Source organism: Acetomicrobium flavidum, assembly GCF_900129645.1.
Taxonomy (GTDB): Bacteria; Synergistota; Synergistia; order Synergistales; family Acetomicrobiaceae; genus Acetomicrobium; species Acetomicrobium flavidum.
On the sequence record NZ_FSQZ01000001.1, the window covers coordinates 1,939,514 to 1,964,399 of the forward strand.

Below are 24,886 nucleotides of genomic sequence, written 5' to 3' on the forward strand. Positions count from 1 at the left end.
GTGAGGACATGAACGAGCTTAAGATCCCTGTTTTGGACCTAAAACCTGAGATAAACGAGCACTTAAACGAATACATGAAGGCCATAGAGGAGGTCCTGAGATCTGCCCAGTTCATCATGGGACCAAACGTAAAGGCCTTCGAGGAAGAAGTCGCCAGTTACCTGGGCGTAAAACATGCCATAGGAGTAAATTCGGGCACCGATGCATTGGTAATTGCCCTTAGGGCTGCAGGGATAGGGGAGAATGACGAAGTCATAACGACGCCTTTTACCTTTTTTGCGACGGCCGAGTCCATCACGGCTTTGGGTGCGACGCCCGTGTTCGTGGACATAGACGAACGCACCTTTAACATCAATCCCGACCTCATAAAACAGGCCATAACGAAGCGCACCAAAGCGATAATTCCCGTGCACCTTTACGGCCAGGCTGCGGACATGGACCCCATCATGGAGTTGGCTGACGCCTACGGCCTAAAGGTCATAGAAGATACTGCCCAGGCCTTTGGCGGAGAATACAAAAGCCGAAAGCTTGGAACCATAGGCTACGTGGGTTGTTTTTCCTTCTTTCCCTCAAAGACCCTCGGCGCCTTTGGCGACGGCGGCCTTATAGCTACAAACGACGACGAAGTGGCAGAGACGGCCAAGATGCTTCGAGTCCACGGCTCGAAGAAAAAATATTACAACGAAACGGTCGGCTACAACTCACGCTTAGACGAAATACAGGCCGCGATACTGCGGGTAAAGCTTCCCTATATAGACGAAGCAAACGAAGCCAGAAGAAAGGCCGCCCACAGGTATAACGATCTACTAAAGGATATCCCTGGGATAATAACCCCCTTCGAAGACGCACGATCAAAACACGTCTACCACCAATACACGATTCGCGTCTTGGACGGCAAAAGAGACCGGCTTCAACAAAACTTGGCCGACCGTGGCATCGGCACCATGGTCTACTACCCGGTACCTGTACACAGGCTCCCCCTATACAAGGAGAGCGCACCCGTGCTTCCTGTCGCAGAAAGGCTGAGCGGCGAAGTCTTAAGCCTCCCCATCTGGCCGGGGATAGGAGAGGAGATAAAGAGGGAAGTGGCGGAGGCGGTAAAGAAATTTATGAGGTGAATGGAATCATGCTTTCAAAAGTTGGTCTTCAAGTGCTTCTATCAAAATGTTTAGATACCATTATATCTGTGACTAAGCGATAGGAGATGTTTCTTTATTAGATCTTTATAGTAAAAGATGGTATTGATGATTATTTATTAAAGTGTTTTTGTGGCGATTTAAGCTTGCTTGATCAGTTTTTAATAATATGATGAGGAGAGCAAATGGAAAAATTTAAAAGCAAAATCTCTTCTTTAACTCCTAAAATATGCCATTATCGTTTATTAATTTCAACACCTACCGTGGTAATCGATCATCTTGCGGAACGTTGCAAAAACCATTGCCCATATTTATTATCAGTCATCTCATACGACATGCTTCCTCTAATTGAAAAATCGAGGCCAGGGTATTCGGAAATGGTTAAACGATATTTAGATAATGAACATATAGGGTTTTGTATAATTGATCAAGACTGTATTGCGTCAATGGCTTGGCTTTTTTATAACAATAGACCTTATAGTGTAAAGGTAACTTATTATCCATTACCACCTAAAAGAGCGTGGTTCCATGCAGCTTGGACAAATCCAAGTTATAGAGGAAGAGGGTTTCATAAAATATTAATTTATTACCGTGCACTTTATATTGCAAAATATTTAACTGAACAGTCTTCATTAATTTTTATAGAAGCAAATATTGATCCACATAACTTTGTATCGTTTAATAATTATAAAAAGTGTGGTTTTAGTGAGAATGGCGATATCTACGTATTTAGTTTTTTGAAAGGATGTTTTTCATGGAAAAGAAGCATGTCATAATGCTGCTTGATGGAGACTATTCGCATACTTTGCAGATTGCCGCTGAGTTAAAACAGGATCTGGATGTCGCAATTTTGGGAATAGGTACTAGGGAGACAAGTGCTATATTTAGATCTAGGTATTGTGACATTCGAGATAAAGTTGTGTATAACAATATCAATGAATATGCAGAGGGATTAATAAAATTAATTAAAAAACATACTCCTGACATGGTTGTCCCGGTAGGGTATCGTTCTGTGGCGGCATTAAGTATGATCAGGAAAGTTGTTGTCAACTATACGAGGTTTTGCTTACCACCTTCAGAATCACTAGAAATTGCATTAAACAAAAGAAAAACTCTAGACTTAGCTAAGCAAATTGGCATAGAGATTCCTCTTGATTTTTCAAATGAAGTACTTTCTAATGGTGATGACGTAATATCCCACCTTCCTTATCCAGTTTTTTTAAAAGCGTCAAGAGAGGCTGGTAAAAACATTACAAGTGTAGTCAAATCAAAAGGAGAATTTTGGGAGAAATATAAAAAACTCAAAGATGAAAGCGACGGGGACGAGATTTTAGTGCAAGAGTTTATAGATGGAGATACTCATACTTATGATTGCGGATTGTTATTTCTACAGGGCGAGCCTGTGGAGATTTATTGTCACGAGGAGTTAATATCTGTCCCACGTAGCGGAGGTAGTGGAACAAAAGTTCGTTTGTATTCTAATGAAGAATTAGAGAGAATGTCAATTGCCCTATTATCTAAGTTAAATTGGAATGGTATTGCATTAGTTGAATTTAAAAAAAGAAGAGATGGCTCATTTGTATTGATGGAAATAAACCCTAAGTTTTGGGCGTCCTACCCGCTTGCCAGCAAATATGGTTATCGTTTTGCCTCACTGATGGTATCTAGTATCCTTGATATTCCTCGTACACGTGTGCCTGTAAGAAAAAAAGGAATGATGGTATTTCCGATTAGAGAACTATCCTATGTATTAAAGAACAAAAATAATGAATCGCTTGTCAAATCTATACTATCTATGTTATGGCCACCATCGAAAATGGATATAAATATACGGGATTTAAAAGCGTGGTTAGCGAACGGATTATCTTGTTCAATGTTATTTAAACAATTTAAGGATGAGTAGATAGTTTATGATGTTAATTATTATGTGCTATTCAATGGAAGAGGTGAATATATTTGAAGGATAATACGAACATTATAATTTTAGGCGGATATATTAATGGATATAGTATAGCAAGAACAATATATGAGACATACGGGATAATGTCATATATATTTGATTATAGATCTCATTTCAGCTCTAAATCTAAAATAGTATACTACAAGATTGTTCCTAACCCCAGATATGTCGATAAATTTTTAGAATACATGATATGTTTTGGAAATAAAAATAAAGAAAGAAATAATATACTATTTGTGACTAATGATGAATGGTTGGTGCCTTTAGCAAAACACAAAGAAGAGCTAGAAAAATATTATATGTACACTTTCTCTGATTGGAATATTATTGAAAAATTAACCATTAAAAAGAATCTGTATCAATTATGCGAAAACATAAAGATACCATATCCTCATACTATGTTCATAGATCAATGCAATATTGATAATATTAAACTTTTAGAATATCCTATATTAATAAAACCATCTAATGTGGTATGTTACATTAATACAATCCAGGGCAAGAGAAATAATATATTTAATAACTATAGTGATGCAATTCAATTCTTAAATAAATGTTTTCAAAAATATAATGACTTATTCATTGCACAGGAATACATTCCAGGAGGGGTAGAAAATTTGTACACTGCAACCACATACTCAAATAAAAATGCAGTCCTAAAAGGCATATCAATTGGACATAAATTATCACAGTATCCACCTGAAGCAGGAACAATGACTGCTGGTTTAACTAAATATGTGGATGAGATCGAAAAGTTAACGGAAAAACTATTAAAGAGTAGTAATTATTATGGGATAGCTAACACTGAGTATAAGTATGATAAACGAGACAATTTATATAAAATAATGGAAATTAATCCCCGTCCGGGTATATGGAATTATTCAGCATTAAAAAGTGGTGTCAATTTGTTCCGTTTATTGATTGATGACTTGATATGCGAACATAGAAAAGAAAGTGCTAACAATATTGATACTATTGTCAGAGGAAAAGAAAGTATAGTATGGTTTGTAACACCAAAAATGGAATTACGATATACATTAAAAAAATATAATATTAAACAATACGCAGAAATAGTTGATCCTAGAAATAACAGTATAGAACCATTTATATATAAGTGTCATATAGTTGCGACAGATATTAAAAATTACACTAAGAGAATTATAAAGAATATATTGCAAAAAATGAGAAAATATATACCATAACAATATTGTGTAACAATATGTTTTTATATGTAATATAATTATAACAAGATATTGTAATTTATAACTAATGGATCATGATTAATATACCTGCATGGAGTGATGTCTATTGCTTCATCTGAGAAAACTATTCCAAAGTACCTTTGCTAAAAATGTTGCAATGATTAGTGCAAGTACAGCATTTGCTCAAATGCTTAATGCGTTATTTTCACCAGTTATCACACGTCTTTATAATCCAGATGAATATGGAATATTAACATTATATATTTCTATCTTGGGATTAGTGGCCATTATAGCCTCATTAAAATATGAATGGGGGATAACTATCGCTGAAAGCGATGAAAAAGCTGTTAATGTTATGTGTTTAGGCTTTATCATTCTATTTATTTTTACAATAATAACTTATATTATTTTTTATCTATTTGGAAGGCCTATTTTAAATACATTAAATGCTACTAAACTCTTTAATTATAGATATTTGATACCTATAGGTGTATTACTTGTAGGTTCCTATGGAATATTTTTACAATGGGCTTATCGCAATAAGGATTTTCACTCTATTTCGATGACAAAGATTTGGCAAAGCGTCACTGGAAATGGGGCTTTCGTTTTGTTTGGTTTCTTGAGAATCGGTCCTGTCGGTTTGATTCTTGGACAAATCTTAAAAGAAAGTGCTGGAATAGGTTCATTATCTAGGCCATTCTTTAGAAATAGCATACGATTAATAAAGGAAATCAGTAAAGACCAAATAATATGGTGTGCAAAAAGATATAAAAATTTCCCATTATATTCGGCTCCTTCGCAATTACTAAATACGGCTGGTATACAATTGCCTGTTTTTTTCATATCTTCTCTTTATGGAAGCCAGGTTTTAGGCCTATATGGTTTGGCTAATACCGTTGTAAATCTCCCAATGGTGTTAATTGGCCAATCCATAGGAGATGTTTTTTATGCGGAGGTGGCAAGTATTGGAAAGAGAAATCCTAAGAGAGTAAAAGACTTAACTGACAAATTATTCAAAAAACTAGTTGTTATTGGATTGGTTCCTCTTGTAGTTTTACTGTTTTTCGGACCATTTTTATTTTCATTTGTATTTGGTTATAAGTGGTATGATGCTGGAGAATATGCCAAGATACTTGCCTTTTTAGTTTTCGCCAGGTTCATTTTCACTCCCATTAGTAGAATATATTCTGTTTTTGAGAGGCAAAAAAAAGCATTCATGTTAGATTTATTTAGGGTGATTTTAGTTTTTGCAGCTTTCGGAATTTCTGATTTCTTTAATTTGTCTTCTTATTTAGCCGTAGGTTTGTACTCTATTGCTATGTCTATTGTATATCTAATTACTTATCTACTAGCACAAAATATATTAAAAGAAGACATAAAAAAGAGAGAGACTTTTGAGACTGCTTAAATATTTCATTCACTCACGAGGTGAAACAACCATTGACACTATTAATCAAACATCCGCCAACATACGAAAATGAACGACTATATGCATTTCATGTGATCCTAAAGGAGTTCTTGGGTCTGGATTATCGCTCCGTGGCAGAGGAACGACAAGACGTCCTGATAACCATGAACGACGCAGAGGGCCGCGAATTGCTCGTCTCAGACGTATTATTTCAAACTCCCACGGACAAATGGCTTAGGGACGATTCTTTGCCGGTTCAACCGTTGGAGACATTTGATTTGTCTCAGGTTCCTGTCGATATTGCATGTGTAAGCCCTATTATCCCGGTCATCTACGGAAGCAGATTGGATAACGGCGATTATATAGATGTTCAAGATTCTAAGGTTAAATTGGGTCTCGATATTTTTGGGAGCGCCTTTTTCATGCTCACGCGATACGAAGAGATCGTTAAATCGGTCAAAGACGAGCACGAGCGCTTTCCGGCCCGGGCATCGCTTGCCTATCGTGAGGGCTTTTTAATGCGCCCGATAGTAAATGAATACCTGGAGATTTTGTGGTGGTCCATTAAGAAGCTTTGGCCTGGCCTTGAGCGTAAAAAAAGAAGCTACAGAGTATGTCTCAGCCATGACGTAGATTGGCCTTTGAGCGTCGCCGGCAACAATCCGCTAAGGGTGCTAAAGACCGCCGCTGGAGACGTCTTAAAAAGAAAAGATGTGCAACTTTCGATGCGCAGGCTTATGTCGTTGGCAAAGGTATGCACGGGAAACGTCGATGCGGATATCAGCAATACCTTTGATTTCATCATGGACGCAAGCGAACGAAAGGGTTTAAGGAGCGCTTTTTACTTCATCGCCGACCATACGGCAGGAAGAATCGACGGAATTTACCGTCTTGAAGATCCCTGGATTAGAAAGCTCATGAAAAAGATCTGCGGGCGGGGACATGAAATAGGGCTGCACGCAAGCTATAATAGTTTTCGAAGCGCGGATCAGGTGAAGAAAGAGTTTGAAAAGCTTATTTCGGTTGCGGAAAAAGAGGGGATTTGCCAGGACGTTTGGGGCGGAAGGCAGCATTACCTGCGCTGGGAGGCTCCCACGACGTGGCGGGCGTGGGAGGAAGCAGGGCTAGATTACGACAGCACATTGACCTTTGCGGATCACGTCGGATTTCGCTGCGGAGTGTGTTTTGAGTATCCCGTTTACGACGTCCTGCAGCGGAAACCTTTAGCCTTGCGCGAAAGGCCCTTGATAGTGATGGAAGGAAGCATGCTAGGATGCCAATATATGGGACTTTCGCATGAAAAGTCCCTGTCATTGATCCAAAAGCTGGCAGAAACGTGTAAAATGTTTAATGGCGACTTTACGTTGTTATGGCATAACAGCAGCTTGCTCTCAAAGAAGGACAGGGAGCTTTACGGTAAGGTGTTGATGGGGGGTTGAACTCAATGATGTTGTTGTGAAAATTTTTGATGGTTTAGTTGTACGTGAGTTTCTTTTAAACGTATGGACAGTATTGTTGTAATCAGGTGCAATGTCATTGGAGGTAAAAATGAGCGAGGCCATGGTTTTTCATCACCCATTTCCAATTGTTGATAACGGGAGATCCGGCAGCCAAGTACGTCCGTACCAAATGCTGCAAGCATTTAGAGCATTGGGATATGATGTAGAGTTAGTAGCTGGATATGCAAAAGAGCGTAAACAACAGGCAAACATGGTTAGGGAACAACTTTCTAAAGGAAGAAAATTTTCCTTCGTTTATAGCGAATCAACTTCTATGCCTACTCTCCTAACAGAACCGAATCATTTCCCGATTACGCCAAAAATTGACTTTGGGCTTTTTTCTACAATGAAAGCCGCAGGCATTCCAATCGGGTTGTATTATAGAGATATACACTGGAAATTTGAAGTTTACAAGAAACAGGTGAGCTGGTACAAAAGAATAGTTGCTATTCAGTTTTATAAGTACGATTGGATGATGTACAAAAAAACAGTAGATGTACTATTTGTTCCATCTTACAGTATGGCTAAAGTGCTTCCTACGTCTTGGTCTGAAGAACGTCTTGGAGTCTTACCCCCGGGCTGCATAGTCCATAATAGTACGAATCATAAACTTAAAACATCTGATCTGCATCTTTTTTATGTGGGGGGAGTTATGCCACCAACTTACAACCTCAAGCCAATGATAGATTTAGCCAAAAGCGAACCTAATATTCGCCTTACCATTTGTTGTAGACTTAAGGAGTGGGAAAAAGTTAAAGAATATTATTGCATAGGCGATAATGCAAGAGTTTCGATAGTTCATGCCAGCGGAGATGAGCTCGCCAAATTCTATGAGCAAGCAGATTTGTTTCTCTTATTATGGACTCCATATTCATATCTTGACTTTGCCGTTCCTGTAAAATTACTCGAGTCCCTTGGATATGGACTGCCCGTGCTTACAACTGCCGGAACTGAAGCTGCAAGATTTGTTGCTGCAAATAATATTGGTTGGGTTGTTAATAATGTCGATGAAGCCAGGCATCTATTGCGTTGGCTACGGGACAATCCTGCTGAGCTGGTTAAGAAACGACGGCAGGTTATGCAGATCAGAGAGCAACACACATGGCTAGAGAGGCCTAAAACTGCTGCAAAAATACTAACAAGTAAGTTATCTGTATGCCAAGATGATAGAGATGTGTGACGAGGGTGTTAAGAAAAACGCTCATTAATTATTTATAAATATTGATGTATACTGGAATCGAACTACGACAAAGGCTTTACAATGTGTGTGTCTTTAAAAAAGCGACGACATAATTGTAAAAATTATGTTAATGTTTATATCGACGTTTATTGGATTGAGATTGCCATAGTAGTATCATTGATGAACAGCGATAGCATTTTAACAATATTGCTATATAGTTTAGCAAAGCTCTGGTTTATGGTTGTCATGTTAATGCAATGATATACATTAAACAATATATTTCAAAAATGCTTATGTATGTTGATATTAGTCTCTTGAATAGGGATGTATAAAGTATGATGTTCATTTTAATGAATCATTAAAAGTTAATGGAAGTGATTATTATATGTCATTTATATTAATATCAGCGGTTACTCTTATATTATCAATTATACTATTTAAAAAAGCTGCAGGAACGCTTTCCATTTTTAAGATAAATATGATATCGCTTATATTTTATTATCAGCTAGTTTTACAGTGTTTCATTGGAGTGAATATAGCAATATTTAGATTAGATAATCATTACTTATTAAGTAAGATTACTGATTCTAATATTAGATTAATTACGTATTTGTCTGTAATGTATGTAATGATAATGCTGCCTCTCTCTATGGTGTTATTTTCATTGATTACAAAATTTAAATCTCGAAGAGAATTTTTTTCGTATGTTCAAAGGCCTATTAAATCAATAATGAGCAAATATGATAGTGCGGTATATTATACTATGTGCTTTTTTTCTGCAATATCTTTTATATCAATATTATATATATTCTTTGTTATTGGCAAAATACCTTTGTTGGATGTATTAAGTGGTAAAGATAGTTTATATCTAGCACAATTAAGAATAAGCGCGTCGCGAGGTTTTGGTGGCAATGTATATATAAGAAATATTCTAGCATTAGGATTAACGCCTTTTTTATCATATATAGCTTATAGTTATTATAAAATGTATTCAATAAGAAGGTGGAAATTACTATTTATATTTTTATTCATATGTTCTTTTTTTGCATATACATATAATCTTGCAAAAGCCCCTGTATTAATGTATATAATAAGCTTCTTATTTCTTAATGTTTTAATAAAGGGTAATATATCAAAGAGAGTATTATTAATTGTTGTTATAGTTGTATTTATTTTAATTACGTTTATGTATATTGCATTAGGAGGCATAGCTAATTTAGCTGATTTATTTTCGATCAATTCGGGCCCAATTGGAAGAATTATACTAGGACAAATAACCCCCTTGTTTTATCATTTTGATATTTTTCCAAGAATTGAACCATTTTTATACGGTCGAAGTTTTCCACAATCTATTCTATCTCTTTTTGATGTTGAAAGCATACGCTCTGCCAGGATTGTTATGAGCATTATTAATCCTCGGGGAATTGAAGCTGGTACTGCTGGAGTTATGAATACACTCTTCATTGGAGAAGCGTATGCGAATTTTGGATGGCTTGGAGTAATGATTGGGACTCTTTATGTAGGTTTTTTTATCCAATTTGTTTATATTTTATTTTTAAGATTACCCAAAAATCCGCTTACTTTGGGTTTATTTACTTACTTTAGCGTAAAAATACCATCAATTGTTACAGGTGGTTTTGTAGATTTTATATACAACGCAGTATTTATAACAATAGTGATATTGGCAATGTCTTTTTTAATATTAAGTATGATATTAAAAAGAGGTGCAATTAATCCCAATAAGATGGTCCTACAAAAAAATAAAAACTGATGTTCTTCTTCATTTGTTTGATTATATAAGTGTTTAATTGTATAAGCTACTTAAGATATTTATTACGAAAGGACAAGATATTCAATGAAAATATGTTTTCTTGCAGGGGCATCATCTATTCATACTGTTCGATGGGTAAACGCTATGTCTGAAAGGGGACATAAAGTTTATTTAATTACTATGCATCAGCTTGGTCCAGACGTAATTAATCCCAATGCAAAAATATATAACCTTAAAATTCCTGCCCCTACTGGTTATTATTTTAATTATATAATAGTGAGGTCGCTAATTAATCAAATTAAACCGGATATCTTACATGCCCACTATGCCAGCGGTTACGGAACTTTGGGTCGATTAAGCGGTTTTCATCCTTATATCTTATCTGTGTGGGGCAGCGATGTTTATGACTTTCCACTTAAATCACCGGTACACAGAAAAATTATAGTCCGCAATCTTAGGGCAGCAGATTGGTTATGCTCGACCAGTCACGTAATGAAGGATCAGACTCTGTCCCTTTTTCCCACGCCAAACATCAGTGTCATCCCCTTTGGGATAGATACGAGGAAATTTAATAAAATTAGCGACCAACGCCCAGATAAGGAAGAAATCGTCGTAGGAACCGTAAAAACATTGGCTCCCAAGTATGGCATTGATATTTTAATCCGTGCCTTTGCGCTTGCAAGAGAATCTATGATAAAAGGTAACTATAAAGATGCAGCTAAATTGCGTCTTTTGATCGTAGGCGGAGGGCCCGATGAAACTAAGCTTAAAAATCTCGCACGAGAGCTTAATATAGCGGATATAACCACCTTTTGCGGCAAGGTTCCTCATGAAGAGGTTCCAAAATACTTAAACTCGATGGATATCTACGTTGCAGTAAGCAGGTATGAAAGCGAAAGCTTCGGAGTAGCCATAATTGAAGCTTCGGCTTGTGGATTGCCTGTAATAGTGTCAGATGTCGGAGGTCTGCCGGAAGTGGTGGTGGCAAATAAGACTGGCTTAATTGTATGGCGAGAGGATGTTTCGGGCACGGCCGAAGCGATAATAAAGCTTGTTCGGGATCGTGATTTAAGAGAGCAGATGGGCTTAAATGGGAGATTGCATGTTCAGGAAAACTACGAATGGTCTAAAAATGTATCTCAAATGGAAGAGGTTTATGCTAAGGTAATCCGTATGAAACGTTAGATCACGGAATTTAATGGTCGATGGTTGTTTTTCAAGATAAAGATAATTAACGGTATTTCAAAAAATTTGGCAGACTAGATAAAGTTAGAGCCGCTAATAATGAAGCTTTAGCAAGTGCCATCAAACGATTGTATAAAGATCTCGGGTTGCTAAGTGATGCAGGGATTAAAGATAGGAAAAAGGTTGAAAAAGAATTTGCGATAGATTTTGTTGTGAAAAAGCTGGTGGAAATGTTTTAACATTGGGGGAAATTAAATGAAAATCATTACAATCGTCGGTGCCCGCCCGCAGTTCATCAAGGCTGCCGCAGTATCGCGGGTGCTGAAGTCAGCAGAAGGCGTCAATGAAATCTTGGTGCATACGGGTCAGCATTACGACGCAAATATGTCTGATGTGTTCTTTGAAGAGCTTGAAATCCCAAGGCCCGATTACAACCTGGGTATCGGTTCCGGCACGCATGGCGAGCAGACTGGGAAAATGCTACAGGCCATCGAAAAAGTTTTGCTAGAAGAAAAACCTGGCTGGGCCCTGGTTTACGGCGACACAAACTCCACGCTGGCCGGTGCGCTGGCGGCCGTCAAGCTTCATATTCCGGTGGCACACGTTGAGGCGGGCCTGCGCTCATTTAATCGCCGTATGCCTGAGGAGATCAACAGGGTCCTTACGGATCATGCCTCGGATTTGCTCTTTGCTCCCACGAAGACGGCCGTTATGAACTTGCGGCACGAGGGAATCCCCGAAGAAAGGATTAAATTAGTCGGAGACGTGATGTATGATGCTGCCCTTTATTATGGCAAAAAGGCCGAGCGGCAAAGTAAAATATTAAATAAATTGGGGTTAAAGCTTAAGGAATACATCCTTGCCACCGTGCACCGCGCCGAAAACACGGATGATCCCGTAAGGCTTCGGGTTATATTTGACGCTTTATGCGAAATAGCCTGTGAAATAAAGGTGGTCTTACCTTTACATCCGCGAACCCGTGAGGCGTTGATAAAAAGCGGTATGTACGATAAGGTGGCTTCAAGCATTTGCCTGACTGAGCCGGTTGGCTATCTTGATATGGTGATGCTTGAAAAAAACGCCCAACTCATCGCTACAGATTCCGGCGGCGTGCAAAAGGAGGCATTTTTCTACCACGTGCCCTGCGTTACCTTGCGGGAGGAGACGGAATGGGTGGAATTGGTCGAGCTGGGGTGGAATTTAGTAGTTCCTCCCCTTTCTGTCGGCGAGATAGCTGATGCCGTAATGTCAAGGCTGGGGTCATTTAGCGGCGCTGAAGAAAACCCTTACGGCGATGGACATAGCGCTGTGAAGATCGCAAGTTATCTTATAAATACAGGCAAATGATTTTGTTGTAAGGAGGCAGCTAAGTGGGAAAAACGCTTTGGATATTGAACCATTATGCCATTAGCCCAGATATGCCTGGGGGCACCAGGCATTTTGATTTGGCCAGTGAGCTTGTTAAAAAAGGACACGATGTAACGATTTTTGCCTCCGGTTTTGACCATCATACTCACCGGTATATGAAAATAGATCCCAAGGAGAAAATCAGGGTTGAGGAATATGACGGGGTGCGTTTTGTGTGGATCAATACCACGCCCTACAGCAAAAACGACTGGCGCAGAGTGGTGAACATGATTTCCTACGGTTGGCGGGTATTGAGGTGCGACCGGGGCCTGCCTAAACCTGACGTGGTCATCGGGTCTTCCATGCATCCCTTTGCGGCTTTGGCCGGCTGGCGGCTGGCCCGCAAACATAAAGCCAGGTTTATTTTTGAAGTTAGAGACCTGTGGCCACAAGTTCTTGTTGATATGGGTGCCATGAGTGAAACTAATCTCGTTGTCAAATTGCTGCGAAAACTTGAAAAGTTTTTGTACGTTAGATCAGACCGCGTTATCGTTCTTGGCACACAAATGAAAGAATATATCGCTCGGTATGGGATTAATGAAAAGAAAATAGTGTGGATCCCCAATGGTGTTGTTATTTCCAGATATAATAACAACATGGTTAATAATAAGGATAGAAACGATTTTCGAGTTATATACCTAGGTGCGCATAGTATAACTAATGCATTAAACGTGTTGCTTGAAGCAGCTAAAATTGTCCAAGATCAAGGATATGCTAATATTAATTTTCACCTGGTGGGGGATGGTCCGGAGAAGGGTAAATTAATACAACAGGCTGAAGAGATGAAATTGAATAATGTGAAGTTTCGCCAACCTGTTCCTAAGGATAAAGTAGCTGATGTGCTAGAAGAAGCGGATGTCTTGGTCTTAACAAAGGATTCTACATTTGGCAAGTACAGTGGAAGCATTCTTAAGCTGTTCGACTATATGGCTGCGTCCAAGCCGATTGTATGCTCTGCAGCAGTAGATTACGATCCTGTTAGTATTAGTAGTTGTGGCTTTACTGTTCCCCCTGAAGATCCCGAGGCTTTAGCCAAAGCCATAATTAAGCTTTATGTGATGCAGCCTGAAGAGCGGCAGGCTATGGGGAAGCGTGGGCGGGAATATGTGGAGAAATATCATTCTATAAGCGTTCTGGCAAATAAGCTCGAGCAAGTATTAGATGAAGTGTGCGATAAGGGGCCGCATCTTGAATCTTGAATTTTAATTTAACAGGCTAACGAAGCCGGCAAAGATGTCTAATTTCCCTTTGTGGCTGCACTATGTCTTAAGCATTACAGCAATACCCATTTTGCAAACTTTGCGCCCCATAAAGGCCTAATTTAGATTTAACCAAAGGAGACCACCAAATGACCGACATCTTACCTATACAGTCAAAAATCTTGATTACCGGCGCTGCCGGGTTTATCGGCTTTCACCTAGCCAAGTTCATGCTTGAGCGGGGACATTTCGTCGTTGGCTTAGACAACTTAAACAGCTACTATGACCCCAAGCTCAAGGAAGACCGCCTGGATGTACTGCGCACGTACAACAATTTCGTCTTTTACCGCGCTGATTTAAAGGAAAAGTCTGTCGTGGACGAAATTTTTGCCGCTTGCAGGCCCGAATACGTGGTAAACTTGGCTGCCCAGGCGGGGGTGCGCTATTCCCTTGAAAACCCTTACGCCTACGTGGATTCAAACCTGGTGGGGTTCGTAAACGTCCTTGAAGCCTGTCGAAGTTATCCTGTTAAACACCTGCTTTTTGCCTCGTCAAGCTCCGTTTACGGCGGCAATAAGACCGTCCCCTTTTCGACGGAACACAACACGGACCACCCCGTGAGCTTATATGCCGCCACGAAAAAGGCAAACGAATTGATGGCCCACACCTACGCTCACCTTTACGGCATCCCCTCGACGGGGGTGCGGCTTTTTACCGTCTACGGCCCCTGGGGAAGGCCAGATATGGCTTACTTTTCCTTCACCCGCGACATCTTGGCAGGAAAGCCTATTAAAGTCTTCAACCACGGCAGGATGAGCCGCGACTTTACCTACATAGACGACGTGGTAAAAGCCCTTTACCGCCTTATTAGCCTTGTGCCAAAGCCAAACCCTGACTGGAACGAAAAGGCAGGCCCGATAAGCGAAAGCTTTGCCCCCTACAAGGTTTATAACCTGGGAAACAACAGCCCTGTGATGCTTTCAAGGTTCATTGCCGCCCTCGAAAATTGTCTTGGCAAAGAGGCCCAAAAGATATACTTGGACATGCAGCCGGGCGACGTTATAATGACTTACGCCGACGTGGCTGACCTTGAAAAAGCCATCGGTTTCAAGCCCGAGACTCCAATAGAGGAAGGCTTGGCAAAGTTCGTGGAGTGGTACAGGAAATATTATAAAGTTTAAAAGGCAAGGAGTGGACCTTTATGAACAGGATAGCCGTCGTTGGGACGGGTTACGTTGGTCTTGTTTCGGGAAGCTGTTTGTCCGATTTCGGGCTAAATGTGATATGCGTGGACAAAGACGAAGAAAAGATCGAAAGCCTTAAGCGCGGCGTGATCCCCATCTTTGAGCCGGGCTTAGAGCCGATAGTCGAAAGAAACGTCTACTACAAGAGGCTTGAGTTTACCACCGACTTAAGGCAGGCCGTCGAAAGCTGCGACGTGATATTTATCGCCGTGGGAACGCCTCCCGCAGACGACGGAAGCGCGGACCTCACGTACGTGGAGCAGGTCGCTCGCGACATCGCCCGCTACATGAACGGCTACAAGGTCATCGTGAACAAAAGCACTGTGCCCATTGGGACGGGCAAGAAGGTCAAAGAATGGATAAACGAAGAACTTGCAAAAAGAGGGGCAAGCTTTGAGTTTGACGTCGTCTCAAACCCCGAATTCCTGCGGGAAGGCTCGGCCGTGCACGACTTCACCCACCCCGACAGGGTGGTCATCGGCACGGACTCCGAGCGTGCCCTTGAGGTGATGAAGCAGGTCTACAGGGTATTGTACTTAAACGAGACGCCCTTCGTCGAGACGAACATAGAGACGGCCGAGATGATAAAGTACGCCTCAAACGCCTTTTTGGCGATGAAGGTGACCTTCATAAACGAGGTGGCAAACCTTTGCGAGCACGTGGGGGCAAACGTGCAGGACGTCGCGAGGGCCATGGGCATGGACGGCCGCATCGGGCCCAAGTTTCTGCACCCAGGGCCGGGCTACGGCGGAAGCTGCTTTCCTAAGGACACCAGGGCCTTTGCCGAGATGGCGCGTAAATTCGGCGTGACTTTAAGCTTGGTTGAACAGACCGTCGAGGCAAACGAACGCCAAAAGCTTTTGGCCGCACAAAAGATAGAGCGCGTCTTGGGAGACTTATCCGGAAAGCAATTGGCAGTGCTTGGGCTTGCCTTTAAGCCGAACACCGACGACATGCGCGAGGCGCCCTCCATAACCATACTAAACGAGCTCGCCCAAAAAGGTGCCACCTTTAAGGTCTACGACCCGACAGCCCATAGGGAAGCCAAATGGAGGCTCAAAAACATTGAAGACAGGATCATTTATTGTCAAAACGAATACGAGACCATGGAAGGAAGCGACGCCTTGGTCATCATCACGGAATGGAACCAGTTTAGAAGCCTGGATTTAAACAGGGTAAAGGAACTGCTGCGCCAGCCCTACTTTTTCGACCTGCGCAATATATATAAGAAAAAGGACATGGAATCCCGCGGCTTCAAGTACTTCGGCATGGGCCAGTAACCCCGGGGTCAAGTCTTTAATTTTGAATTTTTGGCGTAGGGATGGGGGTCGTAATAATGGGGGTCGGATCTTTAATCTTGAATTTTTGGTGTAGGAATGGGGGTCGTAATAATGAGGGTCGGATCTTTAATCTTGAATTTTCCTTGAATTTCCCGGCTGAACACCTTTAAAGGTTAACGGAGGTGTCCGATAATGCCAAAATTCAAAACTAAAGATGTGACCCCAATTATAATCTATACTCCTAAAAGGGGGTGAGTCTTGATGTTGCTCAAGGTAAATGTTCATGAAGCCAAAACCAACCTTTCCAAGCTCTTAGTCCAAGTGGAAGAAGGCAAAGAAGTCATCATTGCAAGGGCAGGCAAACCTGTCGCCCGACTGGTGCCGATAGAAAGACAGACAGCACAGCGCATTCCGGGAAGCGCAAAGGGGAAGCTGGTTGTCGCTAACGACTTTGATGCGCCACTTCCCGAAGATATCCCTTCCTGACTATCATCGGGATCCTTTTGACCGCTTGCTAATTTCTCAAGCTCAATTAGAAGAGTTGCCCATTCTAATGGTTGACTCTCAAATCTCTCAATATCCGGTGGAAGTCGTTTGGTGAGCAAAAAACGCGGAATTTAGGTTCATTTCTGCAGTTTGTTCAGCACTTATTCGCATTAGTTGACCAGCATCCTTATGCCCGACAGATACATAGAATGCTTGTCCTATAGCCTTAAAGCCTGCCGGGTATTTTAAAGGCCTGCCAACAGTTTCAAGGTTATGTTATTTCATGTACAATAAACTACGTCATTTACTTTCAACGCAAAGGAGGCTTCCCTTGTGCCAAAAGACGACCTTACGCCCAAAGACCCCCACGACAGGCTTTTTAAAAGGGTAATGTCAGACGAAGCAAACGTAAGAAAATTTATAAAGGAATTTCTCCCAAAAGACATTTCAAGCCAGATAGACCTAAAGGAAATCAAGCTCATTCCAACAGAAAAGGTCAAAGGCTACAACAAGTACTACATGGATATAGCCGTAGAATGCCATATATCAAATACTAAAGGACAGCTTTATTTTGTATTCGAGCACAAGTCATACCCTGACCCCGGAGTCTTACTTCAAATACTAAGCTATATGACCGTAACGTGGGACGAGCAGAAAAAGAAAAATGTACCACTGATACCTGTAATTCCCGTGGTCATCTATCACGGCTCTTCGAGCTGGAACGTAACGACTCATTTTCAAGGGCAGTTTCAAAATATAGGGGAATCCATAAAACCTTACATCCCTGAGTTTAACTACGTATTAGTAGACTTGACTCAAATTCCCAACGACGAGATAGAACAAAAGGCAGAAGACACGCCTTTTTTGATGGCAAGCTTACTCTTAATGAAGTTGGTAGCCTTACATGACATAGAAGGAATCATGAGGATAACTGTTATAATAAGCTTGTCTGAAGAGGAAAGGATAATACTGATCCTTTATTTATTCTACACTCTCGACGTAGACCAAGACACCATGCAACGGATAGCAAAAGAACTTGGAGGTGAAGAGCTCATGCCGTCTCTGGCAGAGAAGCTGATAAAACAAGGCAAAAAAGAGGGAAAAGTAGAAGGTAAAATAGAGGGCAAACAAGAGCTGCTTATAAAGTTCCTTCGCCGTAAATTTAACATAACGCCCAAAGAAGAAAAGATGATCCGCTCCGTTACCGACGAATCCAAGCTTGACGCCGCAGCTGAAGCCGTGCTCGATGCCAAATCCAAGGACGAAGTTTTAAAGATATTACAGTAATGGAATTAAACTAGCTGGGAGATTGCCGAAAACCTTGAAATGCAACCGTCTATAAAAGTGCTTTATTTTGTCTCAATATAGTGCCGCTCTCCGAAAAGCGGAGTGGTTCTTGCCGATGCCGTTAGAAACATAGATTGGCGGGCACGAACATGAAATGGAAGATTCATTGAACGGGCCGATGATAATTTCGTTAACGAAGTCATATCGAAACTTTTAGCCTTGCTAAGTTAAAAATATTGAGATAAGGCCTACCCCTGGGCAGCCGAGATTTTACGACTTGAACGCTACACGTCTCTAAGGTCTTTTGTTTGCCCACGTGCCAGTGCATCAAATTTGGGGTCGCATCTTTGATCTTGAATTTTAATCTTGCAGGTTGATCTTATCTTGCATTATCCCACTCATCTTCAGAAATGCCCGCCTGTCTTAAAATTTCTTTAAGCAGTGGAATACTGATATCCCCCACGTGAGGGTTTGATACCCTTAACTTCAAAGGACCGCGCTTCATAAACGAATGACGTCCACCGGAATATGGACCGCTAAAACCTAATGCTTTCAAACGTTTGATCAGTTCACGCCTATTTATCGAGTTCATGCTTCACTTGTTATTACGTTAAGGTCGATTCCGCCGATTGTGGGGATAAAATCCCCGTCTCGAAGTTTTAAAATTAACCATTCTTCAAGGACCTCCCTCAGTACGTCGCGGCATAATTCCAAGGTCTTTTCGTTTGCCCACACGCCGGGGCAGAAAGGAATTTCCCCAAAAAACGTGCCATCCTCGAGCATTTTGTACCTTGCCTCATGCATGGCTGTTTCCACGAAGGCAGTCAATATGGACATTTATCTTCACCTCATTGATAATTATAGAATAAAATTGCATTCTCGGTAATGAATGGGGCTCGCGTCTTTGATCTTGAATTTCCCGGCTGAACACCTTTAAAGGTTAACGGAGTTTTCCGAAAATGCCAAAATTCAAAACTAAAGATGTGACCCCAGTTATAGTCTATGTTTTTGGACCGCATAGCCGAAGGGGATGTTTTCCCTTTGATCCTAAAACGCCTGACGCCAAAGTTATAAAATGAGAGGAGCATTGCAATGAGTACATTAAAGTCATCATCAATTGATCTGAAAAATATTTCTCCCATGGTTAAAAAAACTGTAAAAGAATGGGTAAAGGAAGTTCTGGCCGCAAATAGGTCCGAATTTCGTCGTGATTCGGTAAAAAGCTTATATAAACGCTTGAACGAAGCCTTAGCAAAGGAATATAGCGACAAAGGACTTGAGTATGTGAAGGAAAAGTTTGACGAATTAAAACCACAAGTCCACTTTTTGGCCTCTCTCTTTTATTGCATAAACGATGACCTGCGAAACAGACAGAGGGAAATGCAATTAGAAGTTGACTGGCTTACCGAACGACTAAAAAGGCTTTTGATGGCCCTGCAGGCTTCAAGCCTTGCCCAGGCTGTCGATACGACCTTTGCTCGTGAAGCTTATCCGCTTTCGGAAGAAATGGCAGACTTACTTTTGAGTTTAAACGAAAGGACTGTTAGGACATGGGATGAGATGCTTGAATCAGAACTGCCCGCCATGGTAAGGGAATATTTTTTGTTGCAGGGAAACAGGGCGATCCCTTGGGGTTGGGATTTAATGCGTCAAATTCTCGTAAATTCAGGAGAGGAAAGTAAGATCGCGGCGATATGCTCAAAGTTTGAATCGCCCGAAGACGGAGACGATTTCTTGCATGGCAGAGACTTCAATTACGGCCTGCTTGATGTTCGAGACGAGGAGTTTGAAACTGCTTTAGAATCCTTGCTGGAGGAAGTGCGCTCCCTCGTAAACAGCGGCGCCGTCGAAGCAGGATGGGCGCTTTGTCCGAAAGATCCGCCCAATCTTTTCATGTCATCCATACCTTTGATCGAGGGGAATTGGATAGACAAAAAGGCCCTTGCTGTGCTTGAGTGGTATCAAACCATCTTGAAGATGGGTTACGAGATCATTCGGCCCGAGGAAGAAAATCCTGTTGCCTGGCCAATCGTGTTGGATAAAAGGACGCAAGACGAAGAGGCTGTGCAAGGCGTCATTGTCAAAGTTGAAGATTTTGGAATTTTAAATAAAGATGAGCAGTATGCGATCTTTATTGAAGCAGAAGAGCGCATAAATTCGCTCGGGCTGCAGGAGCGCATCATCGATGGCCGAGTATATGTATGCTTAGCAGATTACTTCGACAGCACAGGGCATTTGCTTTGCAATGAAGATTTCGAGATGAAAGATGGAATAATGATCAACTCATGGAACAGGTGGATCAAAGAGCGTGAGTCGGGAGAGTGCGAATCAGGAGATAGGGTATACATCGGAAAATTTCCTGCTTCCGAGATGAGCTGCGCTATCAACATCTGCGACATACAGGGCATCCCTTCGCTTGAAGAAGCCTTTGAGCTTCAAGAAATGCGCGAAAAGTGCATCGTTTTATCTTCTAAGTTAAAGATTTCTTCATCATCGGTCCCCTTTGACTTAAGGGAAAAAGGCATTGAAGATGGCATTTACATATACCCTTGCTTTGGCGATGATGAGCCGATCAGGGCATCATTGGCCCGATGGCGCGACGATGCCTTCAACGGGCTTGTGCGTTATTTTGCCCTATATATGGCAACCCTAACGCTGTCCGTCAATCTTTTCGAAGCGGGCGATATCCTTTTCAAAGACCTAGAAAACAAGGTCTCGCTAACTATTTCAAAGATACTTACCTTATCGTCCTATTACGACGATACATTTGCTGACCTCCTTGATAAATTCAAAACGGTCAAGAAGTTGACCTGGTCGGATGCTTCGCCCTACGGATGGGCCGCTCTTTTCCCGAAAGGCTTTTCGGTTGACCTTGGTGCTTTGCAGAAAGCAGCAGAAGCAAGTTACATGACCTATTATGATATATACATCAATATGGCTCATGACTCTTTGTGGGCCACAGGGTCGGATCTTTAAGAGCCACAGGGTTACGTCTTTAATCTTGAATTTCCCGGCTGAACACCTTTAAAGGTTAACGGAGGTTTCCGAAAATGCCAAAATTCAAAACTAAAGATGTGACCCCAATGATCTTTAATCGAAGAGCTTGCCGGGGTTTAAGATGCCGTTGGGATCGAAGGCCTTTTTTATCCCTCGCATTACCTCCAGCTTGCTTTTCGCCTCGTACTTCATGAAGGTATGTTTCTTTAAGAAACCGACGCCATGCTCGCCGCTTCCGACTCCTCCCAAGCTTATGGCCACGCCTATGAGCTCATCGACTATGTTCTCCACGAAGTCGGGCCATTCCTCAAGGGGGATGCGGTCGGGCTTAAAAAACAGGGGGTGGATGTTGCCGTCAGCGATGTGGCCTCCCAGGGCGATTGTAATGTCGTATTTCCTTGCCGTCTCTCCCACGGCCTTCACCATCTCAGATATCTTTGACATAGGCACGACCATGTCTCCGCTGAGGGAGGCGTTGGGATCCACAGCGCGTACGGCCTCGGCGAAGCTCTCCCTGACCTTCCAGATGTTTCGCGACTCCGTGCTGCTTTCGGCGGTGAAGACCTCCATGGCGCCGTGTTCCATGCAGGTCTCGCCCACCTTTTCTATGTACATGTCCAGCTGTTCGGGCGTCTGTCCCTCCACCTGGATTATGAGGAATGCCTTCGCCTCATCCTGCATGGGAAACGTGGTGTTGTGGTACTTGGTGGCGCACTTCGTGGAAAGCTGATCCATGAACTCGCAGGCCATTAATACAACCCCAGCCCTTAAGATCGCAGCGACCGCCTCGACGGCCTCCTCGATGGATGGGAAGGGCGCCAGGAAGGTGACGGTGTCTCCGGGTGCCGGCTCAAGGTTTAATATGGCCTTGGTCACCACTCCGAGCGTGCCCTCGGAGCCTATGATGATCTGAAGCAGGTCGTAGCCCCAGGTCTGCTTTCTTATCCTGCCGCCCAGCTCCAGGACGTCTCCCGTGGGAAGCACGACCTCTATCCCGAGGACGTGTCGCCTCGTGCTTCCGTATCTGATGACCTTGGCCCCGCCGGCATTGGTGGCGATGTTGCCGCCGATGAAGCTCGTCTCCGTGCTCATGGGGTATCCGGCATACATGAGGCCTTCCTTGAGGACCATCTGGCACAAGTCGTTTGTTACCACGCCCGGCTCGACGACGGCGACACGGTTTATCCTGTCTATCTCAAGCACCCTGTTCATCCTCTCCAGGGAAAGAAGTATTCCGCCTTTTATGGGAATGGCGCCCCCGGCGATTCCGCTTCCCGCACCCCTTGCCGTCACGGGTATCATTTCCCTGTTGGCCAGCTTCATCACGTTCGATACCTGCTGTGTACTCTCAGGCTTTACGACTACGTCGGGCATCCTGGCGTAAACCTTGCCCGATTCATCGCAGGAATAGGCCTCGATGGCCGACTCATCCGTGGCCATGTTATCCGGTCCAACGATGCTTTTAAGCTCTTCAAGTATTTCCGGCGTGATCTTGTTATACTTTTCGCTCAAATGACATCAATTCCCTTCTTTATCATAAAGTGATTAGCAACAATCATAATACACAAACGTCATTTTTTCCAGCAGAGCAGTTATACTTTGCGCCTCCCCACAAAGCAGCTGCCCTCATCGGCCTGGAAGTGCATCGGCCATGGCAGCGCCTGAAGCTTTGGCGGGGGAAAATGGACTTGGCTTTACATTGTGCTATACTATGTAATTATTTACAATAATCGTTAAAAAGTTGGAGGTAACAAGCAATGAATATAATCGTGCTGACGAAGGTCGTGCCGGACATAGAAAGGGTGAAGTTCGATGCAGCCAGGGGAGTGGTGGACAGGAGTTCGGCACCGCAGGAGATCAACCCATTTGACCTCAACGCAATAGAGGAGGCCGTGAGGCTTAAAGAGCGCCATGGTGGAAGGGTGACCGCCATATCCATGGGCCCGAGCGACGCGGAGCAGGCCCTCAAGGACACCATAGCCAGGGGCGTCGACGAGGCCATTTTGCTCACCGACAAGAAGTTTGCGGGTTCTGACACCTTGGCGACCTCTTACGCCCTCTCGCAGGCGATAAAAGCCATGGGCGATTTCGACATAGTGATCTGCGGCGAAAAGACGGTAGACGGCGACACGGGACAGGTGGGAGGCGAGGTATCGGAGCGACTTGGGATTCCCTACCTGCCCTATACGTCAAGGTTAGATTACGAAGATGGAAAATTTAAGGCAAGGGTAGAGCTTGAAAACATGATATACGAGGTGGAGGCAAGCCCTCCATTGCTTGTCTCTGTCACCAAGGACATAAACTCCCCACGCCTCCCGGGGTTCAGGGAAAAGCTCAATGCCCGAAAGGCCCAGGTGAAAAAGATGGATGCCAAGGAGATCGAGGCCGACGAAGGCCTTTTGGGCTTCAACGGGTCCCCGACATGGGTATACAAGATAGAAGTGCCCGAAGAGGGGCAAAGAAATGGTCGAATATACAAGGACCCCGAGAGGGGATTAAAGGAGATCATGGCCGTTCTTGAATCGAGGGGATTGATATGACCGTTAGCGATAAAAGGGAAATGCTTATCTTTGCCGAGCAGCGCAGGGGCAGGGTTCATCCCGTCGCCTTTGAGCTTTTGGGCAAGGCCATTGAGTTAAGCGGTAACCGCGACCTTACGGTCTCGGCGGTGCTTTTGGGCAGGGATGTAAGGGGCGAAGCGCAGGAGTTAATCTATTACGGCGCAAAGAAGGTCTACCTGTTTGATGACCCGTCCTTTTACAATTACGACCCGTTTTTATATAAGGCAAACCTGGTTGCCCTGGCGAGGAAAATAAACCCTTACGCCATCCTCTTTGGATCGACTCACATAGGAAGGTCCCTTGCCCCTAGAGTTGCCGCAGATTTGCAGACAGGACTGACGGCCGATTGCACGGACCTTTCCATAGACGAAGACGGTACCTTTATCCAGACAAGGCCGGCCTTCACGGGAAATATTTTGGCTCACATAAAGACCAAGACCACTCCCAGCATGTCGACGGTGCGATACAAGGTCATGCAGCGTGCTAGTAGGGACGAAAATAGGGAGGGCGTAGTCGTCAACATGACGCCCCTTTCAAGCGTCCCTTCCTGGAGGGTGATATGCGAACATATCATCGAAGGCATAGGCCTTGCCGACGCCGAGGTCATCGTATCGGGCGGAAGGGGACTTAAAAGGCCGGAGGACTTCAAAATGCTTGAAGAGCTGGCAAAGCTTTTGGGAGGAGTCGTCGGATCAAGCAGGCCCCTGGTGGACGAAGGATGGATAGGAAAGGAACATCAGGTTGGCTTTAGCGGAAATACGGTCAAGCCAAAACTTTATATCGCCTGCGGTATCTCGGGAAGCCCGCAGCATCTGGCGGGAATGAGGGACTCCGAGGTAATCATCGCCATAAACCTCGACCCGTCGGCTCCCATTTTCAGGTACGCCGACATCGGGATCATCGGCGATATTTACGAGGTAGTGCCTAGGTTCATAGAAATATTGCGGTCAGTTTTGGGGTCGTCAGTTTTGGGGTCGGATCTTTAATCTGAACAGTTTTGGGGTCGGATCTTTAATCTTGAATTTCCCGGCTGGATGCCTTCAAAAGCGGCATTGGGGTCACGGCATTGGGGTTAGGTCTTTAT

At 43.0% G+C, this 24,886-nt stretch carries 21 protein-coding genes; 18 read left to right on the top strand and 3 right to left on the bottom strand.

Annotation, left to right across the window (positions count from 1 at the left end; genetic code table 11):
- Positions 1 to 8 precede the first annotated feature (8 nt).
- The 15 genes from BUQ78_RS09550 (at position 9) to BUQ78_RS09620 (ending at position 18,244) form a co-directional block, all read left to right on the top strand.
- Positions 9 to 1,118, top strand: coding sequence for a DegT/DnrJ/EryC1/StrS family aminotransferase (locus BUQ78_RS09550; protein ID WP_074200059.1), 1,110 nt, complete (start codon positions 9 to 11; stop codon positions 1,116 to 1,118).
- A 203-nt stretch (positions 1,119 to 1,321) separates the two neighbouring features.
- Complete coding sequence (locus tag BUQ78_RS10010; RefSeq protein WP_143228371.1) at positions 1,322 to 1,912, top strand: GNAT family N-acetyltransferase; 591 nt, start codon at positions 1,322 to 1,324, stop codon at positions 1,910 to 1,912.
- Complete coding sequence (locus tag BUQ78_RS09555) at positions 1,891 to 3,039, top strand: carboxylate--amine ligase (RefSeq protein WP_074200060.1); 1,149 nt, start codon at positions 1,891 to 1,893, stop codon at positions 3,037 to 3,039. The genes BUQ78_RS10010 and BUQ78_RS09555 overlap by 22 nt, the downstream gene beginning before the upstream one ends.
- Positions 3,040 to 3,092: 53 nt before the next feature.
- On the top strand, positions 3,093 to 4,298 hold the full coding sequence (locus tag BUQ78_RS09560; RefSeq protein WP_074200061.1) for a carboxylate--amine ligase: 1,206 nt from the start codon (positions 3,093 to 3,095) through the stop codon (positions 4,296 to 4,298).
- A gap of 106 nt (positions 4,299 to 4,404) precedes the next feature.
- Positions 4,405 to 5,706, top strand: a complete 1,302-nt coding sequence (locus tag BUQ78_RS09565) for a lipopolysaccharide biosynthesis protein (protein WP_074200062.1) — start codon at positions 4,405 to 4,407, stop codon at positions 5,704 to 5,706.
- A gap of 32 nt (positions 5,707 to 5,738) precedes the next feature.
- The gene (locus tag BUQ78_RS09570; protein WP_074200063.1) at positions 5,739 to 7,145 is read left to right on the top strand and encodes a polysaccharide deacetylase family protein; all 1,407 of its coding nucleotides are present in this window, start codon (positions 5,739 to 5,741) and stop codon (positions 7,143 to 7,145) included.
- 109 nt (positions 7,146 to 7,254) lie between these two features.
- A complete protein-coding gene (locus tag BUQ78_RS09575; RefSeq protein WP_159432100.1) occupies positions 7,255 to 8,385 on the top strand; it encodes a glycosyltransferase family protein in 1,131 nt (376 codons plus the stop codon).
- 385 nt (positions 8,386 to 8,770) lie between these two features.
- A complete protein-coding gene (locus tag BUQ78_RS09580) occupies positions 8,771 to 10,156 on the top strand; it encodes an O-antigen polymerase (RefSeq protein WP_074200064.1) in 1,386 nt (461 codons plus the stop codon).
- Positions 10,157 to 10,240: 84 nt separating this feature from the next.
- Positions 10,241 to 11,341 carry a glycosyltransferase gene (locus tag BUQ78_RS09585; RefSeq protein WP_074200065.1) on the top strand — a complete coding sequence of 367 codons (1,101 nt, stop codon included), beginning with the start codon at positions 10,241 to 10,243 and terminating at the stop codon, positions 11,339 to 11,341.
- 255 nt (positions 11,342 to 11,596) lie between these two features.
- A complete protein-coding gene (wecB, locus tag BUQ78_RS09590) occupies positions 11,597 to 12,688 on the top strand; it encodes a non-hydrolyzing UDP-N-acetylglucosamine 2-epimerase (RefSeq protein ID WP_074200066.1) in 1,092 nt (363 codons plus the stop codon).
- A 23-nt stretch (positions 12,689 to 12,711) separates the two neighbouring features.
- Positions 12,712 to 13,947, top strand: coding sequence for a glycosyltransferase family 4 protein (locus BUQ78_RS09595; RefSeq protein ID WP_143228375.1), 1,236 nt, complete (start codon positions 12,712 to 12,714; stop codon positions 13,945 to 13,947).
- A 149-nt stretch (positions 13,948 to 14,096) separates the two neighbouring features.
- Positions 14,097 to 15,128, top strand: a complete 1,032-nt coding sequence (locus BUQ78_RS09600) for an NAD-dependent epimerase (RefSeq protein WP_318259619.1) — start codon at positions 14,097 to 14,099, stop codon at positions 15,126 to 15,128.
- 20 nt (positions 15,129 to 15,148) lie between these two features.
- Positions 15,149 to 16,471 carry a UDP-glucose dehydrogenase family protein gene (locus BUQ78_RS09605; RefSeq protein ID WP_074200067.1) on the top strand — a complete coding sequence of 441 codons (1,323 nt, stop codon included), beginning with the start codon at positions 15,149 to 15,151 and terminating at the stop codon, positions 16,469 to 16,471.
- A 261-nt stretch (positions 16,472 to 16,732) separates the two neighbouring features.
- A complete protein-coding gene (locus tag BUQ78_RS09610) occupies positions 16,733 to 16,957 on the top strand; it encodes a type II toxin-antitoxin system Phd/YefM family antitoxin (RefSeq protein WP_074200068.1) in 225 nt (74 codons plus the stop codon).
- 333 nt (positions 16,958 to 17,290) lie between these two features.
- Positions 17,291 to 18,244 carry an Rpn family recombination-promoting nuclease/putative transposase gene (locus BUQ78_RS09620; RefSeq protein WP_074200069.1) on the top strand — a complete coding sequence of 318 codons (954 nt, stop codon included), beginning with the start codon at positions 17,291 to 17,293 and terminating at the stop codon, positions 18,242 to 18,244.
- 379 nt (positions 18,245 to 18,623) lie between these two features.
- Here BUQ78_RS09620 and BUQ78_RS09625 read toward each other — a convergent pair whose 3' ends face one another.
- Complete coding sequence (locus BUQ78_RS09625; protein ID WP_074200070.1) at positions 18,624 to 18,836, bottom strand: type II toxin-antitoxin system HicA family toxin; 213 nt, start codon at positions 18,834 to 18,836, stop codon at positions 18,624 to 18,626.
- Positions 18,833 to 19,081, bottom strand: coding sequence for a type II toxin-antitoxin system HicB family antitoxin (locus tag BUQ78_RS09630; protein WP_200779712.1), 249 nt, complete (start codon positions 19,079 to 19,081; stop codon positions 18,833 to 18,835). The genes BUQ78_RS09625 and BUQ78_RS09630 overlap by 4 nt, the downstream gene beginning before the upstream one ends.
- Before the next feature lie 255 nt (positions 19,082 to 19,336).
- Here BUQ78_RS09630 and BUQ78_RS09635 point away from each other — a divergent pair, with 255 nt between their 5' ends.
- Positions 19,337 to 21,220 (top strand): hypothetical protein, encoded by a 1,884-nt coding sequence (locus tag BUQ78_RS09635; protein ID WP_074200071.1) that lies wholly within the window; start codon positions 19,337 to 19,339, stop codon positions 21,218 to 21,220.
- A gap of 114 nt (positions 21,221 to 21,334) precedes the next feature.
- On the opposite strand, the gene BUQ78_RS09640 is transcribed toward BUQ78_RS09635, so the two are convergent.
- Positions 21,335 to 22,753, bottom strand: coding sequence for an FAD-binding oxidoreductase (locus BUQ78_RS09640; RefSeq protein WP_074200072.1), 1,419 nt, complete (start codon positions 22,751 to 22,753; stop codon positions 21,335 to 21,337).
- Between the two features lie 245 nt (positions 22,754 to 22,998).
- Between BUQ78_RS09640 and BUQ78_RS09645 the strand changes: the two genes are divergently transcribed.
- Complete coding sequence (locus BUQ78_RS09645) at positions 22,999 to 23,781, top strand: electron transfer flavoprotein subunit beta/FixA family protein (RefSeq protein ID WP_074200073.1); 783 nt, start codon at positions 22,999 to 23,001, stop codon at positions 23,779 to 23,781.
- A complete protein-coding gene (locus BUQ78_RS09650; protein WP_074200074.1) occupies positions 23,778 to 24,788 on the top strand; it encodes an electron transfer flavoprotein subunit alpha/FixB family protein in 1,011 nt (336 codons plus the stop codon). Before BUQ78_RS09645 ends, BUQ78_RS09650 begins: the two co-directional genes overlap by 4 nt.
- Positions 24,789 to 24,886 lie beyond the last annotated feature (98 nt).